We start from the raw sequence: 15298 nt of genomic DNA on the forward strand, positions 1-15298 counted from the left end.
GATCTGCGGCGCGCCATGAAAAAAAACGCCACGGAACCGAGGCTCCGTGGCGTTTTTCTTGGTGCCGCGCGCAAGGCGCGGCGCGAACGCTCGCGCGAATTTACTTCGTGTTGACGTTCGCCGCGGCCACCGCCGTCATGTTGATGATCCGGCGCACGGTCGCGGCCGGCGTCAGGATGTGGACCGGCTTCGCCGCGCCGAGCAGGAACGGGCCGACCGTCACGCCTTCGCCGCCGACCATCTTCAGCAGGTTGTACGCGATGTTCGCCGCTTCCACGTTCGGCATGATCAGCAGGTTCGCTTCGCCCGTCAGCGTCGTGCCCGGGAACGCGGCCTTGCGGATCGCTTCGGACAGCGCCGCGTCGCCGTGCATTTCGCCGTCCACTTCCAGGTGCGGCGCGCGTTCGACGATCAGCTTGCGGGCTTCGCCCATCCGGCGCGACGTCGCCGACGGCGCGCTGCCGAAGTTCGAGTTCGACAGCAGCGCGGCCTTCGGCGTGATGCCGAAGCGCTCGATCTCGGCCGCGGCCTGGATCGTCATGTCGGCGAGCTGCTCGGCGCTCGGCTGCTCGTTCACGTAGGTATCGCACAGGAACAGGTTGCGGCCCGGCAGCATCAGCAGGTTCATCGCCGCGTAATGCTCGGCGCCCTTCGCGCGGCCCAGCACCTGCTCGATGAACTTCAGATGGCTGTGGTACGTGTCGATCATCCCGCAGATCATGCCGTCCGCGTCGCCCAGGTGGACGAGCATCGCGCCGATCAGCGTGTTGAACTTGCGCAGCGCGGCCTTCGCGACTTCCGGCGTCACGCCGTCGCGCGCGCCGATCTCGTGGTACGCCTGCCAGTAGCGGTGATAGCGGGTGTCGTCTTCCGGATTGACGATCTCGAAATCGACGCCGGCCTTCAGCTTCGAGCCGATCTTCTGCAAGCGCATCTCGACGACCGACGGGCGGCCGACGATGACCGGCTTCGCGATCTTTTCCTGCAGCACGAACTGCGCGGCGCGCAGCACGCGCTCGTCCTCGCCCTCGGCGAACACGATGCGGGCCTGCTGCTTCTTCGCGGTCGCGAACACCGGGCGCATCACCATGCCGGTGCGGTAGACGGTCGCGCCGAGCTGCTCGCGGTATGCGTCCATGTCCTGGATCGGGCGGGTCGCGACGCCCGAATCCATCGCGGCCTGCGCGACGGCCGGCGCGATCTTGATGATCAGGCGCGGGTCGAACGGCTTCGGGATCAGGTATTCCGGGCCGAACTCGAGCGAATGGCCTTCATACGCCTTCGCGACTTCCTCGCTCTGGTCGGTTTCCTGGGCCAGCTCGGCGATCGCGCGCACGCACGCGAGCTTCATCTCTTCCGTGATCGTCGTCGCGCCGACGTCGAGCGCGCCGCGGAAGATGAACGGGAAGCACAGCACGTTGTTGACCTGGTTCGGGTAGTCCGAACGGCCGGTCGCAATGATCACGTCCGAGCGCGCGGCCTTCGCGTCTTCCGGGCGGATTTCCGGTTCCGGGTTCGCGAGTGCGAGGATCAGCGGACGGCTGCCCATCGCCTTGACCATGTCCTGCTTCAGCACGCCGGCGCTCGAGCAGCCGAGGAACACGTCGGCGCCGACGATTGCATCGCCGAGCGTGCGCGCGTCGGTCGTCACCGCGTAGCGCTGCTTCGACGGATCGAGGTTGCCGCGGCCTTCGTAGATCACGCCCTTCGAATCGCACACGAGCACGTTCGCCTTGTTCAGGCCGAGCTTCACGAGCAGGTCCAGGCACGCGATCGCCGCGGCGCCCGCGCCCGAGCAGACGAGCTTCACTTCGTCAAGCTTCTTGCCGACCACCTTCAGGCCGTTCAGGATCGCGGCCGACGCGATGATCGCGGTGCCGTGCTGGTCGTCGTGGAAGACCGGGATCTTCATGCGCTCGCGCAGCTTCTGCTCGATGTAGAAGCACTCCGGCGCCTTGATGTCCTCGAGGTTGATGCCGCCGAGCGTCGGCTCGAGCATTGCGATCGCTTCGACGAGCTTGTCCGGATCGGATTCCGACAGCTCGATGTCGAACACGTCGATGCCCGCGAACTTCTTGAACAGGCAGCCCTTGCCTTCCATCACCGGCTTCGCGGCGAGCGGGCCGATGTTGCCGAGGCCGAGCACCGCGGTGCCGTTCGTGATGACGCCGACGAGGTTGCCGCGCGACGTGTACTTCTGCGCGTCGAGCGGATCGGCATGGATCGCCTCGCACGCGGCCGCGACGCCCGGCGAATACGCGAGCGACAGATCGAGCTGGTTCGACAGCGGCTTGGTCGGCGTGACCGAAATCTTGCCGGGTTTCGGGTTCAGGTGATAGGCGAGAGCGGCCTGCTTCAGTTGTTCGTCCATGATTGACCTGCGAGAGACTTGCGAAATTGTGACTGTTCAGTACACAGCACCTGGAGCCGCGTGTGCGTGGATCGAGGGGATGGTCGATTGCTGCGACGGCCGCGGCGCACCGGATGGGCACGCCCGCGAACCTTGGCGGGTGGCAAGAGGAAAGTACAAAGTACTGAACGATTTCTAATGGGTCGCCTAGTGTACACCCCGCGCATGACGAACGTTGCTGCGGCGCCGCATCGCGGGCATCGGCGCCCCATCGATCGCGCCCCGTTTGTTTCACCCGTGGCGCGCGGTGCGGCGCCCGTCGAAATCCAGCCCGAATCGGGTAAAATAGCGGGCTACGCGCGCAGCAATGCGATCGGCCCCCCGGTCGCGCCCCGGCCCTCGCGGGCGGGCTCACCTTGCTGCGCCGCCGGGCCCGCGCCCGCTCCTCGCTCATCACCCAAGGAATGCCCATGACAGGCTACGATCGTCAGTCGATCTCGGATACGACCGCCAAAATCCTGCTCGAAGTGCAAGCGGTGCACTTCAACGCCGAAAAACCGTTCATCTTCACGTCCGGCTGGGCAAGTCCCGTCTATATCGACTGCCGCAAGCTGATCTCGTATCCGCGCGTGCGCCGCGCGCTGATGGAAATGGCGGAAACGACGATCATGCGCGACGTCGGCTTCGAGCAGATCGACGCGGTGGCGGGCGGCGAGACGGCCGGCATCCCGTTCGCGGCATGGCTCGCGGATCGCATGATGGTGCCGATGCAGTACGTGCGCAAGAAGCCGAAGGGTTTCGGCCGCAACGCGCAGATCGAGGGCCACCTGGAAGAAGGCTCGCGCGTGCTGCTCGTGGAAGACCTGACGACCGACAGCCGCAGCAAGATCAACTTCGTCAACGCGCTGCGCACGGCCGGCGCGACGGTGAACCACTGCTTCGTGCTGTTCCACTACAACATCTTCAAGGAAAGCGTGTCGGTCCTGAAGGACATCGACGTCGACCTGCACGCGCTCGCGACGTGGTGGGACGTGCTGCGCGTCGCGAAGGCGTCGGGCTACTTCGAGACGAAGACGCTCGACGAAGTCGAGAAATTCCTGCACGCGCCGGCCGAGTGGTCGGCCGCGCACGGCGGCGCGACGGGCGCCCAGGAGTAAGGCCCCGTGCCGGCGGACATGCCGGCGCCGCAGCGGCCAGAGCCGCTCGCCTCACGGCGGGCGGCTTTTTTTTCGTCCGCGCGGGAATCGTCGACGATTGCCCGTCATTGCATGCGTCGCTCATCGAACCCTAATGCTAGACTTGCTCCATCGCCGCAACCGCCTTCGCGACAACAACGATGCCGGGCTCGTCGGTCCGGCCCACGTGACGGGAGAAGCGCCATATGCGTGTGGGTCGACAGATCGCTCCGCCTGCGTCATCGAACGGCCCCTCCCCGCTCGCCCTCGTCCTTCTCTGCGCCGCCGGCTTCGCCTGCATGCCGCCGGCCCATGCCGATTCCGCCTTCATCGTCACGAGCGACGACCTGTCGCCGGGCGGCCGCGTCGGCGCCGCGCAGGTGTTCGATCGCGGCGACTGCAAGGGCGCGAACCGCTCGCCGCAGCTGTCGTGGCGCAATCCGCCGCCCGGCACGCGCGGCTACGCGATCACGATGTTCGACCCCGACGCGCCCGGCCACGGCTGGTGGCACTGGGCGGTCGCGAGCCTGCCGGCCAGCGTGACGAGCGTGCCCGCCGATGCGAGCGCGTCGGGCCTGATGCGACGCATCGGCGCGAGCGAGGCGCGCAACGACTTCGGCATCGACGGCTACGGCGGCCCGTGCCCGCCGCCCGGCAAGCCGCACCGCTACGTGATCACCGTCTATGCGCTGAAGAGCACCGACCTGCGCGTCGCGCAGGGCCGCCCCGCGCCGATGTTCGAGCACGAGATCGGCACGCAGGCGCTCGGCTCCGCGCGGATCGTCGTCCACTACGGCCAGTAAGGCCGCACCCCCGCCGCGCAGCGATTGCCGACGCGCGCGACATGCTGTTGTGCGCCCGCGCATGCAATTCCGACATTTGGCGTTGCTAGACTCGCCATGACCGATCGCGGCGCATCGCGAACACCGCGCCGCGCATCGGCGCCCGACATCGCGGGCCGACGCGCCCGCGCCCTCGCGTCTTTCCGGAGAACCTTCATGTCGAACATCGTCATCGTCTATCACAGCGGCTACGGCCACACGAAGAAGCTGGCCGAGGCCGTCCACGCCGGCGCGCAGGACACCGGCGCGCAGGTGCGACTCGTCGCCGTCGGCGACCTCGACGACGCAGGCTGGGCCGCGCTCGACGCGGCCGATGCGATCGTGTTCGGCGCGCCGACCTACATGGGCGGCCCGTCCGCGCAGTTCAAGACGTTCGCCGACGCGACGTCGAAAGCGTGGTTCACGCAGAAATGGAAGGACAAGATCGCCGCGGGCTTCACGAACTCCGCGACGATGAACGGCGACAAGTTCTCGACGATTCAATATTTCGTCACGCTGGCGATGCAGCACGGGATGGTGTGGGTCGGCACGGGCCTGATGCCCGCCAACTCGAAGGCGGCCACGCGCAACGACATCAACTTCGTCGGCGGCTTCACCGGCCTGCTCGCGCAATCGCCGTCGGACGCATCGCCCGACGAGGCGCCGCTGCCCGGCGACCTCGACACCGCGAAGGCATTCGGCCGGCGCGTCGCCGAGGCGACCGCGCGCTGGATCGCGGGCGGCCGCTGAACGCATCGCCCCGATAAAGGGACACAAGACGGCCCGCGGGCCGTCTTTTTTTCGCCCCGTGCGCTGCAGGGCCGCCGCATGACGTCTTAAAATGGCGGTTTTCCGGCGTGCGAGCGCCACGGCCCCGTTTCAGTGAGAGCGAAATGAGCACCAAAGTCTTTGTCGACGGCCAGGAAGGCACGACCGGCCTCAAGATCTTCGAATACCTGTCGGCACGCAGCGACATCGAAATCCTGCGCATCGACGAAGCCAGGCGCAAGGACGTCGACGAGCGCCGCCGCCTGATCAACGCGTCGGACGTCACGTTCCTGTGCCTGCCCGACGTGGCGTCGCGCGAATCGGCGTCGCTCGTCGAGAACCCGAACACCACGCTGATCGACGCGAGCACGGCGTTCCGCACGAGCGCGGACTGGGCGTACGGCCTGCCCGAGCTGACCCGCGCGCAGCGCGAGAAGATCCGCACGTCGAAGCGCATCGCGGTGCCCGGCTGCCATGCGTCGGCCTTCGTGCTCGCGATGCGTCCGCTCGTCGATGCCGGCGTGGTCGCGCCCACCTTCGCCGCGCACAGCTACTCGATCACCGGCTACAGCGGCGGCGGCAAGTCGATGATCGCCGACTACGAGAACCCGGCCCTGGCCGCGAAACTCGCGAGCCCGCGCCCGTACGCACTCGGCCTCACGCACAAGCACCTGCCGGAAATGGCCGCGCATACGGGCCTCGCGAACGCGCCGCTCTTCACGCCGATCGTCGGCCCGTTCCTGAAGGGCCTCGCGGTAACGACCTACTTCACGCCCGGGCAGTTCGCGAAGCGTGCGACGCCGCAGGACGTGCAGCGCATCTTCGCGGAGTACTACGCGGATGAGGCGTTCGTGCGCGTCGCGCCGTTCAACGCCGACGACAACCTCGACGCCGGCTTCTTCGACGTGCAGGCGAACAACGACACGAACCGCGTCGACCTGTTCGTGTTCGGCAACGAAGAGCGCTTCGTCACCGTCGCGCGCCTCGACAACCTCGGCAAGGGCGCGTCGGGCGCCGCGATCCAGTGCATGAACCTCAACATCGGCGTGGCGGAAGACACGGGCCTCAAGCGCTGACCATCCTCGCATGCGATGCAAAGCCGGCCGCTGGCCGGCTTTTTATTTATCTTGAATTGGCATTAAGTGGTAATTCGCGCCCGGATTTACAATTATTTACAAGCTTTCCGTTGCGCAATATTCTTTCAATTAACTTTACCCGCCTTTATCCAGTCAATCCCGAATAGGGATAAACCGGATATCCCCGCTTTAAACACTGCCGTTATAGGAAAAGGCCGCAAACCTTTTTCCGTGGGCCGTCTCGCAGCCGCTCCACGGCCGTTCTTCAGCACGCCTGCCGTTTTAATTCTTACTGAACACCCATCCCTGAAAGGGTTAATTCAACGCCCGCCGTTTCAATCGTCTTTTTTAGACGAGTTCATCAATTGACATCAAAAATACGTGCAGCGACATTAACTCGCACAATTAAACGATTGGAGACAGCGGCATGTCGCACGCCTTATCGAAGGGGGTGGCAACGGCCTTTGCCATTGCCCCTTTCCTGGTTGCATGTGGTGGGGGAGATTCCGGCGCGCCCGGCCCGATCGAAGCGCCCCAATGTTCCGGTTCGAGCTGCGGCACGCAAGGGCCGCCACCGTCGGTGCCCGTCAACGGCGCGCTGTGCCCGGCCAACGCCGACATCGTGAAAAGCACGTATCTCGGCGGCGCGGGTAGCGGCGAGATCGTCAGCGTCAACATCGACGCGGTCGCGATGACCTACACGCTCAAGTGGCTCGAATCGCCGATCCCGCTGAAGACCGGCACCGTCACGCCCACGCGCGTCGGCACGACGATCGCCGGCAAGGTCATCCATCCGCCGGCCGGCACGCTGCCGACCGCCGAGCAAACTCGCTGCGCGTTCGTCCTCACGCCCGGCTCCGGCACGGCCGGCGACGGTTCGACCTATTCGACGGCCGCCGACTTCAACCAGGCGAACCCGCCGATGCTGCTGGTCGGGATGGGCGTCGCGGGCGGCGGCATTCCGGGGGCGACGGTGCAGTACGACGGCCTCACGATCATCCCCGGCGTCCTGCAGAACATCGGCCAGGTGCCGAACCGCCACTTCGACTTCTATCCGTTCCTCGGCTTCGCGAACACGACGACGGACCTCTCGACGCTGCCGGGCACCTACAACGCGCTGATCTATCACCTCGTGCCGTCGTCGAACTACGCGACGAAGGGCTCGAACTCGAGCGAGACGTTCGACGCGAACGGCGCGTGCACGTCGACGGGCGCGGGCGGCTGCCAGACGACCGGCGACCCGTGGCAGGCGAACGCGACGGGCGGCTACTTCAACAGCGCGAAGGCGCCGCAGACGCTGCCGCAGACGAGCCTGCCGCTGGTCGGCCAGACCGGCAAGTCGGCGAACGCGCACATGGTGATCGGCCAGCTCAACGGCGCGACGGTCCCGGTGATCGTGCGCACCGGCAACGTGAACCTCGGCACGCCGCCGCTGCACGCCGACGCGAAGGTCGACGACGAATCGGGCATCGCGGTGCTCGGCTCGGCGACGGCGCTCACGTCCGGCGCGATCGACGGCGGCTACGCGGGCGCGGATTCGAACTTCAAGTACACGGCCGCGCTGATCCGCGGCGGCAACGGCACGTTCGTGAACCCGACCACGCAGGGCGCGGAAGACGGCTTCACGCTGGACTACGGGCAAGCGACGCCGGGCCTGCTGAACCTGAAGACGTCTCCGCCGAGCGGCGCGAAGTACACATCGGCTTCGGGCCTGCTGATCGCGACGGGCGGGCTGTACGCGGCGCTCGTGCAGGGCACGGTGAACGGCGGCGTCGAGCAGTCGTCGGCCAATTCGAGCACGTCGTCGGCGCCGTATTTCGGCGTGGGCGCGCAGATCAGCAAATAACCGCAACCGGCCGCGGCACGCGGCCACGCTGCGGCGGCGCAAGCCGCCGCATCCCCACGGAAGGCGCCCGGCACGGCGCCGGCAGCACCGCACACCAGCAAGAAGCGGCCGACAGGGAGCCGGCCGCCACACACAACAAATCCTGGAGGAGCAACATGAAGCGCAACCTCATTCTGGCCGCGGCCTTTGCCGCGCCCCTTCTTTCGGCCTGCGGCGGCGCCGACAATCCCCCGCCGCTCGTCGAGGACCGGCTCTGCCCCGCGACGCTCGACTACACCACCGTCTACACCGGCGGCGCGGGCAGCGGCGAGCTCGTCAAGCTGCAGCTCGACACGGCCAAGATGACCTGGCAGGTCACCTACGTCGAATCGCCGGTGCCGCGCACCACCGGCACCGTCATGCCGACGCGCGCCGGCACCGTCGACAGCGGCACGCTCACGCAGGAAACGCTGCTGCCGACCAACAAGCTCAACCAGTGCGCGTTCCGCCTGAACGGCGCGAGCCTCGACGCGTCGCGCCCGGCGCGCATCTTCGTCGGCTACGGCGTTGCGGGCGGCACGATTCCCGGCAAGGAAATCCAGTTCGGCGGCGTGCTCGGCCAGGCCGCGGTGCCCGACACCAAATTCCCGTACTACCCGTTCATCGGTTTCTCGGCGATCGAGACCAACCTCGCGAACGTCGCCGGCACGTACAGCCACGTCGGCTTCGGCGAGGTGCCGTCGCAGAACTTCGCGCCGGCGTCGATCGATGCGAAGGTGACGATCAACGCGGACGGCACGTGGACCAAGTGCGACACGACCGGCCAGTTCGCGGGCAGCTGCCGCCAGCCGGGCACGAACCTCGCGCAGTCGGCGGACGGCAGCGGCGCGTTCCAGACCAACAACTACCAGAGCCAGCTGAAGCCGACGCTGTCGACGCTGCCGCAGGGCAAGGGCTTCATGATCGTCGGCAAGCTGCGCAACCAGCTGGTGCCGATCCTCGTGCGCACCGGCGTCGCGAACCCGAACCCGACGCCCGACGCCAACGGCGTGCCGGGCCTCACCGCCGACGACGAATCGAGCATCTCGATCCTCGCGCCGCAGGCGGCGATCACGGTCGGCTCGCAGAACGGCGAGTACATCGGCGTCGACAGCGCGTTCAACTACCGCACCACCGCGCTGATCAACAACCAGGCAACGCTGCTCGATCCGTTCCAGCCGTCGCAGGCGTCGCTCGCGACCCCGCTCGACCTCGACTACACGCAGAAGGTGCCGGGCACGGTCACGACGGTCCACTCGGGCGCGGGCAGCACGACGCCGACCGGCAAGTTCATCTTCACGGGCGGGGTGTTCGGCTTCCTCGACAACGCGGGATCGACGCCGTATTTCACGATCGGCGCATTCGTCCAGTAAGCGGCCACGGAGACGGCAATGAGGAAAAAGATGCTCTCCTGCGCGGCGGCCGGCGCCGCCGCGCTGGCGCCCTTCGCGGCGCATGCGCAAAGCGCAGGCAGCAACGTCGTCACGCTCGGCTGGTTCCACATCATGCCGCAGCAGAGCAGCACGCCGATGACGACCAACGTCGCGCCGACGCCGATCAACACGCCGCTGCGCCTGCCGCCGTCGTTCACGTCGCCGGGCACCGGGCTGCGCACGAGCGGCGCGGACACCGTCGGCCTGACGGTCAGCCACTTCCTGACCGACCATATCGCGGTCACGTCGGTGGCGGGCGTGCCGCCGGTGTTCAAGGTGTCGGGCCGAGGCACGATCCAGCCGCCGGGCCCCGCCGGCGCGCTCGGCACGCAGAACATCGGGCTCGGCTCGGTCAACCCGATCGTGAAGAGCGTGCGGCAGTGGAGCCCGGCCGTGATCCTGCAGTACTACTTCGCGCAGGCGAACGCGCGGATCCGGCCGTTCCTCGGCCTCGGCGTGTCGTACAACTGGTTCAGCGACCTGCAGCTCAACCCGAACTTCGTGAAGCAGACGCAGGACAACCTCGGCGCGATCCTGGCCGCGGGCGCGGGCAAGCCGGGGACGACATCGGTGTCGGCGAAGGCGTCGTCGTCGTGGCAGCCGGTGTTCAACGCGGGCCTGCAGTACAACATCACCGAGCATTTCGGGCTCGTCGCGTCGGTGACCTACATCCCGCTGAAGACGACGTCGACGGTGACGATCAAGGCCGCCGACGGCACGACGCTCGCCGAGTCGAAATCGGACCTGAAGGCGGACCCGATCATCAGCTACATCGCGATGTCGTACAAATTCTGAGAACGATGGACGAAAAAAAGCCCGCCTGAAGAGGCGGGCTGAATCCATATCAGAGGAGACATGGAGGAGACAGGTGCAACTATAGCGAATCAGTTTCCGCAACGCAACATTTCCTTAGAGAAAATCAGGACTTTCCCTCGAATGCCGGCTCTAAACCGCGTTTTCTTCTGACCCCTTCACGTTTTCCCGCTCGATCACGGCGCCCAGCGCGTCCCGCAGCAGCGCGACCGGCCGCATCAGGCGCCCCGGCAGCGCGCCGTGCACGAGCCAGACGTTGATCCGCGTTTCCAGCCCCGACGTTTGAACCACCCGCAGCGCATCCCGGTGCGCGCTGCGCGCGAGCGCGCCCGGCGACGCAATGCCGATCCCCACGCCGCGCGCGACCAGCGACAGCTGCAAATCCGACCCGAACGCCTCGACCGCGACGTCGAACGGCAGCCCGGCCGCGCCGAGCGCGCGGCTCAGCGCGGAACGCATCCCGCAGCCGTCCTGGCTCAGCACCCACGGGCAGCGCGACAGCGCATCGAGCGTCAACGGCCCGTCGGGCAGCGGGAAATCGCGCGCCGCGACGAGCACGGCCGGCTGCGTGCCGATCAGCGTGGCCGTCAGTGCGTCCGGCAAGCTCGCGCTGGCCGGCAGCATCACCGCCGCCGCGTCGAGCGTGCCCCGCTCGACGCCTTGCAGCAGCGCCGGCGACCAGCCGGCCGTCACGCGCAGCGTCAGGCGCGGGAACGCGTCGCGCAGCCGGTCGACCGGCCGCTCGAGCGCCAGCTCCGACAGGAACGGCGGCACGCCGATGCGCAGCTCGCCGGACGGTTCGCCGTCCGGCGTGCCGGCCGCCAGCAGCTCATCGACCGCACCCAGCACGTTGCGCGCAAGCGTGTAGACCTCGCGCCCGGCGGCGGTCGGCTTCAGCGGCTTGCTCTGCCGTTCGAGCAGCGGCACGCCGAGCAGGGTTTCGAGGTTCTGCACGCGGCGCGTGAGACCCGGCTGCGTCAGATGGAGTTTCGCGGCGGCGGCCACCATCGAGCCGCTGTCCACCACCGCGACGAAGGCCTGCAGATCGCGCGTATTCAAAACAAACTCGCATAATCATGTTAGACATATTTCAATTGTCGCATAACGACCGGCCGCCTACGATGGGGACTCTTCCCTTCCCGACTGGCACACGATGACTTCTCCTGCCGCCCCCTGCCCCGCCGCGCCGTGCTCGGCCGGCGCCACCGCGCCCGCGCTGAGCGCGGGCATGACGCTGTTCTTCGCCGCGACGGTCGGCGTGATCGTCGTCGACCTGTTCGCCGCGCAGCCGCTGACCGGCCCGATCAGCGCCGACCTGCGTCTGCCGCCGGGCCTCGCCGGCCTCGTCGCGATGCTGCCCCAGCTCGGCTACGCGGCCGGGCTCGTGCTGCTCGTCCCGCTCGTCGATCTGCTCGAGAACCGCCGGCTCATCGTGACGACGCTCGCCGTGTGCGCGGCGATGCTGGCGCTGCCGGCCGTCACGCGCTCGGGCACGGTGTTCCTGCTCGCGACGCTCATGGCCGGCGCCGCGTCGAGCGTGATCCAGATGCTGGTGCCGATGGCCGCGTCGATGGCGCCCGACGCGCAGCGCGGCCGCGCGGTCGGCAACGTGATGAGCGGGCTGATGCTCGGCATCCTGCTGTCGCGGCCGCTTGCGAGCCTGATCGCCGGATCGCTCGGCTGGCGCGCGTTCTACGGTCTCGCCGCAGCTGCGAACGCGGCGATCGCCGCGGTGCTCGCGTTCCGGCTGCCCGCGCGCCGGCCGCATGCGACGGCCGGCTATCGCGCGCTGCTCGTCTCGATGGGGCGCCTGCTGGCCGACGAGCCGGTGCTGCGGCGGCACGCGCTGACCGCCGCGCTCGCGATGGCCGCGTTCAGCGCGTTCTGGACCGCGATCGGGCTGCGGCTGGCGCAGCCGCCGTTCGGCTTCGGGCTGCACGGCATCGCGCTGTTCGCGTTCGCCGGCGCAAGCGGCGCGATCGTCACCCCGCTCGCCGGCTGGGCGGGCGACCGCGGCCACGGCCCCGCCGCGCTGCGGCTCGCGCACGGGGCGATGCTGGCGGCGCTGGTCGCGATCGGCATCGCGGGCGCCGGCTGGTTCGGCTTCGATGCGCACGCGCATCGCGGCGTCGCGCTCGCGCTGCTGGCGGCCGGCGCCGCGCTGCTCGACGCCGGCGTCGTCACCGACCAGACGCTCGGCCGCCGCGCGATCAACCTGCTGAACCCGGCCGCGCGCGGGCGACTGAACGGGCTGTTCGTCGGGCTGTTCTTCGTCGGCGGCGCGCTCGGCGCGGCGCTCGCGGGCAGCGCGTGGGCCTGGGCCGGCTGGCCCGCGGTGTGCGGCGTCGCGCTCGCGTTCACCGGCGCGGCCGGCGCATTCGGCATCGCGACCGCGCGCCGCGCAGACGCTGCGACCGTGGCCGCGCCGCACCCGTGATGACGGGCCCACAATGAAAAATCCCTGCCCGGCGTGGCCCGCGAGGCAGGGATTCGATCGACCGGCGCGTAACGCCCCGGCGAGCGCGATGCTCAGTGCCGCACCAGCGCCATCATCGCGCCGAAGCCGACGAACATGCCGCCCGTCAGCCGGTTGAACGCCTTCGCGACGCTCTGGCTCTTCAGCGTCGCGCCGATCCGCGTGCCGAACGACGCGTAGACGAGATACCAGCTCACCTCGATCACCGCGAACGTGACGACCAGGATGCCGAACTGCGGCAGCGTCGGCTCGGACGCGTTGATGAACTGCGGCAGCAGCGCGGCCGCGAACAGGATCGCCTTCGGGTTGCTGCCCGCGACCAGGAAGCCGCCGCGGAACAGCGCCCAGCGCGACGCCGGCGCGGCCTGCCGCTGCAGCGCGCCGACGTCGGCGGCCGGCGCCGCATCGTCGACCCGCGCGCGCCACGCCTTCACGCCGAGGTAGATCAGGTAGGCCGCGCCGGCGTAGCGCAGCGCGTTGAACATCGCCGGCCACGCCTCGAGGAACACGCCGAGGCCGGCCGCCGACACCGACAGCATCAGCACCAGCGCGCTCAGGCAGCCGGCCATCGTCGCCGACGAGCGCCGCAGCCCGTGGCGCGCGCCGTGCGTCATCACGAGCAGCATGTTCGGGCCCGGAATCGCCGACACGACGAACACCGTCGCCACGAAAAGCCACCAGGTATGCAAATTCATAGCTGCCTCTGCCTCTGCGTAAAGGAACATGAAAGGTCGATTATGCAACCGGCGGCACGCGTTTGTCGCGCGCCGCCGGCCCCGGTGCGCATCAGCGGCCCGCGCGGCGCGACGCCACCTCGCCGAGCACCGCGAAGTCCAGCTCGCCGCCGCCGTGCGCGAGCGCGTCGAGCAGGTTGTCGCGCACGAGGCTCGCGACCGGCAGCGGCACCGACGCCGCGTCGCCCGCCTCCAGCGCGAGCCGGACGTCCTTCAGGCCGAGGCGCGCCTTGAAGCGCGCGGGCTCGTAGCGCCGCTCGGCGATCATCGCGCCGTAGCCTTCGTACACGGGCCCCGGGAACACGCTGCTGGTGATCACGTCGAGGAAATCGCGCATCGCGACGCCATGGCCGGCGAGCAGCGCGGACGCCTCGCCGAGCGTCTCGATCGCCGACGCGAGCGTGAAATTCGCGGCCAGCTTCGCGACGTTCGCATGCTGCGGCAGCGAGCCGAACCGCCAGGTCTTCTGGCCGATCGCGTCGAACACCGGCTGCATCCGGTCGATCGCTTCGGCCGGGCCGGCCGCCATGATCGTCAGGCGCGCCGCCGCCGCGACGTCCGGCCGCCCCATCACCGGCGCCGCAATGTAATCGAGGCCGCGCGACGCGTGCGATTCGGCGAGCGATTCGGCGAGCGCGACGGAAATCGTCGCCATGTTCACGTGGATCAGCCCGCGCGGCGCCTGCGCAAGCAGCGCGTCGTCGAAAATCGCGCGCGCGGCGGCATCGTCCGCGAGCATCGAGAACACGGCGTCGCCGCGGAACGCGTCGGCCGGCGTGTCGACGGCCTGCGCGCCGAGCGCGACGAGCGGCGCGGTGCGCTCGTGCGAACGGTTCCAGACCTTCACCTGATGCCCCGCCTTCAGCAGGTTCGCGGCGATCGCCAGCCCCATTTCGCCCAGCCCGATAAATCCGAGATCCATCGCTTGCTCCTTGACAGTGGAAGTCGCGAGTTAACCACAGCCGCGTGCGACGTGCAGGCACCGCCGCCGCGTGCGCGATGCGATACTGCGCGCATGGCGACCGCGACTTTCCGTTTCCACGGCGAACTGAACGCGTTCCTCGCGCGAACGCTGCGCGATCGCGCGTTCGCCCGCGCGTGCGGCGGCCAGGCCAGCGTCAAGCACCTGGTCGAGGCGCTCGGCGTGCCGCACACCGAAGTCGGGCGCCTGTGCGTGAACGGCGCGCCGGCCCGCTTCGACCGGCAGCTCGCGGACGGCGACCGGGTCGACGTCTACCCGCAACGGGCGCGGCAGCAGGCGGACGGCGCAGCGATGCCAGCGCCCGCGGACTGGCGCTTCGTCGCCGACGCGCACCTCGGCGGGCTCGCGCAGCTGTTGCGCCTCGCCGGCTTCGACACCTGCTACGACAACCATTTCAGCGACGACGAGATCGCGGGGCTCGCCGAGCACGACGGCCGCGTCGTGCTCACCCGCGACCGCGAACTGCTCAAGCGCCGCGCGGTCGCGCGCGGCTGCTACGTGCATGCGCTGCAGCCGGCCGCGCAGCTGCGCGAGCTGTTCACGCGGCTCGATCTCGCGCCGCACATGCGGCCGTTCCGCCTGTGCCTGCGCTGCAACGCGCCGCTGCATCCGCTCAGCGCGCAGGACGCGGCGGCGCGCGTGCCGGCCGGCGTGCAGCAGCGCCACCGGCGCTTCGCCGCGTGCGACGTGTGCCAGCGCGTGTTCTGGGAAGGCTCGCACTGGCAGCGCATGCGCACGGTGGTCGACGCGATGCGCGCGGTCGCGCCGGACGCCTGAAAAAACGAAACCCCGCATGCGCGAACATG

13 protein-coding genes are annotated in these 15298 nt (G+C 68.8%); 9 read left to right on the top strand and 4 right to left on the bottom strand.

Translation table 11 applies throughout. From position 1 onward, the window contains the following. Window positions 1-100: 100 nt before the first annotated feature. Entirely contained in the window at window positions 101-2371 is a 2271-nt protein-coding gene (locus tag ABFO07_RS01095) for an NADP-dependent malic enzyme (RefSeq protein ID WP_059563995.1), read from the bottom strand. A gap of 449 nt (window positions 2372-2820) precedes the next feature. On the opposite strand from ABFO07_RS01095, the gene ABFO07_RS01100 reads away from it, so the two are divergent. From ABFO07_RS01100 to ABFO07_RS01130, 7 genes are all read left to right on the top strand, one after another. Continuing rightward, entirely contained in the window at window positions 2821-3507 is a 687-nt protein-coding gene (locus ABFO07_RS01100; RefSeq protein WP_017334968.1) for an orotate phosphoribosyltransferase, read from the top strand. Window positions 3508-3731: 224 nt separating this feature from the next. Continuing rightward, on the top strand, window positions 3732-4328 hold the full coding sequence (locus tag ABFO07_RS01105; protein ID WP_059563994.1) for a YbhB/YbcL family Raf kinase inhibitor-like protein: 597 nt from the start codon (window positions 3732-3734) through the stop codon (window positions 4326-4328). 195 nt (window positions 4329-4523) lie between these two features. Next, window positions 4524-5096, top strand: a complete 573-nt coding sequence (locus tag ABFO07_RS01110) for a flavodoxin family protein (RefSeq protein ID WP_059563993.1) — start codon at window positions 4524-4526, stop codon at window positions 5094-5096. 143 nt (window positions 5097-5239) lie between these two features. Beyond that, window positions 5240-6190 (top strand): N-acetyl-gamma-glutamyl-phosphate reductase, encoded by a 951-nt coding sequence (argC, locus tag ABFO07_RS01115; protein WP_060018294.1) that lies wholly within the window; start codon window positions 5240-5242, stop codon window positions 6188-6190. A 427-nt stretch (window positions 6191-6617) separates the two neighbouring features. Then, on the top strand, window positions 6618-8036 hold the full coding sequence (locus ABFO07_RS01120; protein WP_059908020.1) for a DUF2957 domain-containing protein: 1419 nt from the start codon (window positions 6618-6620) through the stop codon (window positions 8034-8036). Between the two features lie 155 nt (window positions 8037-8191). Further along, window positions 8192-9427, top strand: a complete 1236-nt coding sequence (locus ABFO07_RS01125; protein ID WP_059801855.1) for a DUF2957 domain-containing protein — start codon at window positions 8192-8194, stop codon at window positions 9425-9427. Window positions 9428-9445: 18 nt separating this feature from the next. Next, entirely contained in the window at window positions 9446-10282 is an 837-nt protein-coding gene (locus tag ABFO07_RS01130; RefSeq protein WP_059563989.1) for an OmpW/AlkL family protein, read from the top strand. A 150-nt stretch (window positions 10283-10432) separates the two neighbouring features. Here the strand turns inward: ABFO07_RS01130 and ABFO07_RS01135 are convergent, their stop codons facing one another. Beyond that, entirely contained in the window at window positions 10433-11359 is a 927-nt protein-coding gene (locus ABFO07_RS01135; protein ID WP_059882102.1) for a LysR family transcriptional regulator, read from the bottom strand. Window positions 11360-11453: 94 nt separating this feature from the next. On the opposite strand from ABFO07_RS01135, the gene ABFO07_RS01140 reads away from it, so the two are divergent. Next, window positions 11454-12737, top strand: coding sequence for an MFS transporter (locus ABFO07_RS01140; RefSeq protein ID WP_059892084.1), 1284 nt, complete (start codon window positions 11454-11456; stop codon window positions 12735-12737). Between the two features lie 92 nt (window positions 12738-12829). Here the strand turns inward: ABFO07_RS01140 and ABFO07_RS01145 are convergent, their stop codons facing one another. Continuing rightward, the gene (locus tag ABFO07_RS01145) at window positions 12830-13471 is read right to left on the bottom strand and encodes a LysE family translocator (protein WP_059563986.1); all 642 of its coding nucleotides are present in this window, start codon (window positions 13469-13471) and stop codon (window positions 12830-12832) included. Window positions 13472-13562: 91 nt separating this feature from the next. Beyond that, window positions 13563-14432 carry an NAD(P)-dependent oxidoreductase gene (locus ABFO07_RS01150; RefSeq protein ID WP_059563985.1) on the bottom strand — a complete coding sequence of 290 codons (870 nt, stop codon included), beginning with the start codon at window positions 14430-14432 and terminating at the stop codon, window positions 13563-13565. A gap of 93 nt (window positions 14433-14525) precedes the next feature. On the opposite strand from ABFO07_RS01150, the gene ABFO07_RS01155 reads away from it, so the two are divergent. Next, window positions 14526-15269, top strand: a complete 744-nt coding sequence (locus tag ABFO07_RS01155) for a Mut7-C RNAse domain-containing protein (RefSeq protein ID WP_059563984.1) — start codon at window positions 14526-14528, stop codon at window positions 15267-15269. The last annotated feature ends 29 nt before the right edge of the window (window positions 15270-15298 follow it).

The organism is Burkholderia stagnalis, from assembly GCF_039848545.1.
Taxonomy (GTDB): Bacteria; Pseudomonadota; Gammaproteobacteria; order Burkholderiales; family Burkholderiaceae; genus Burkholderia; species Burkholderia stagnalis.

What these genes read in the sequence shown, in the direction of transcription:
- ABFO07_RS01095 (WP_059563995.1), bottom strand. Translation starts at nt 2,371, where the DNA reads ATGGACGAACAACTGAAGCAGGCCGCTCTCGCCTATCACCTGAACCCG.
- ABFO07_RS01100 (WP_017334968.1), top strand. Translation starts at nt 2,821, where the DNA reads ATGACAGGCTACGATCGTCAGTCGATCTCGGATACGACCGCCAAAATC.
- ABFO07_RS01105 (WP_059563994.1), top strand. Translation starts at nt 3,732, where the DNA reads ATGCGTGTGGGTCGACAGATCGCTCCGCCTGCGTCATCGAACGGCCCC.
- ABFO07_RS01110 (WP_059563993.1), top strand. Translation starts at nt 4,524, where the DNA reads ATGTCGAACATCGTCATCGTCTATCACAGCGGCTACGGCCACACGAAG.
- argC (WP_060018294.1), top strand. Translation starts at nt 5,240, where the DNA reads ATGAGCACCAAAGTCTTTGTCGACGGCCAGGAAGGCACGACCGGCCTC.
- ABFO07_RS01120 (WP_059908020.1), top strand. Translation starts at nt 6,618, where the DNA reads ATGTCGCACGCCTTATCGAAGGGGGTGGCAACGGCCTTTGCCATTGCC.
- ABFO07_RS01125 (WP_059801855.1), top strand. Translation starts at nt 8,192, where the DNA reads ATGAAGCGCAACCTCATTCTGGCCGCGGCCTTTGCCGCGCCCCTTCTT.
- ABFO07_RS01130 (WP_059563989.1), top strand. Translation starts at nt 9,446, where the DNA reads ATGAGGAAAAAGATGCTCTCCTGCGCGGCGGCCGGCGCCGCCGCGCTG.
- ABFO07_RS01140 (WP_059892084.1), top strand. Translation starts at nt 11,454, where the DNA reads ATGACTTCTCCTGCCGCCCCCTGCCCCGCCGCGCCGTGCTCGGCCGGC.
- ABFO07_RS01145 (WP_059563986.1), bottom strand. Translation starts at nt 13,471, where the DNA reads ATGAATTTGCATACCTGGTGGCTTTTCGTGGCGACGGTGTTCGTCGTG.
- ABFO07_RS01150 (WP_059563985.1), bottom strand. Translation starts at nt 14,432, where the DNA reads ATGGATCTCGGATTTATCGGGCTGGGCGAAATGGGGCTGGCGATCGCC.
- ABFO07_RS01155 (WP_059563984.1), top strand. Translation starts at nt 14,526, where the DNA reads ATGGCGACCGCGACTTTCCGTTTCCACGGCGAACTGAACGCGTTCCTC.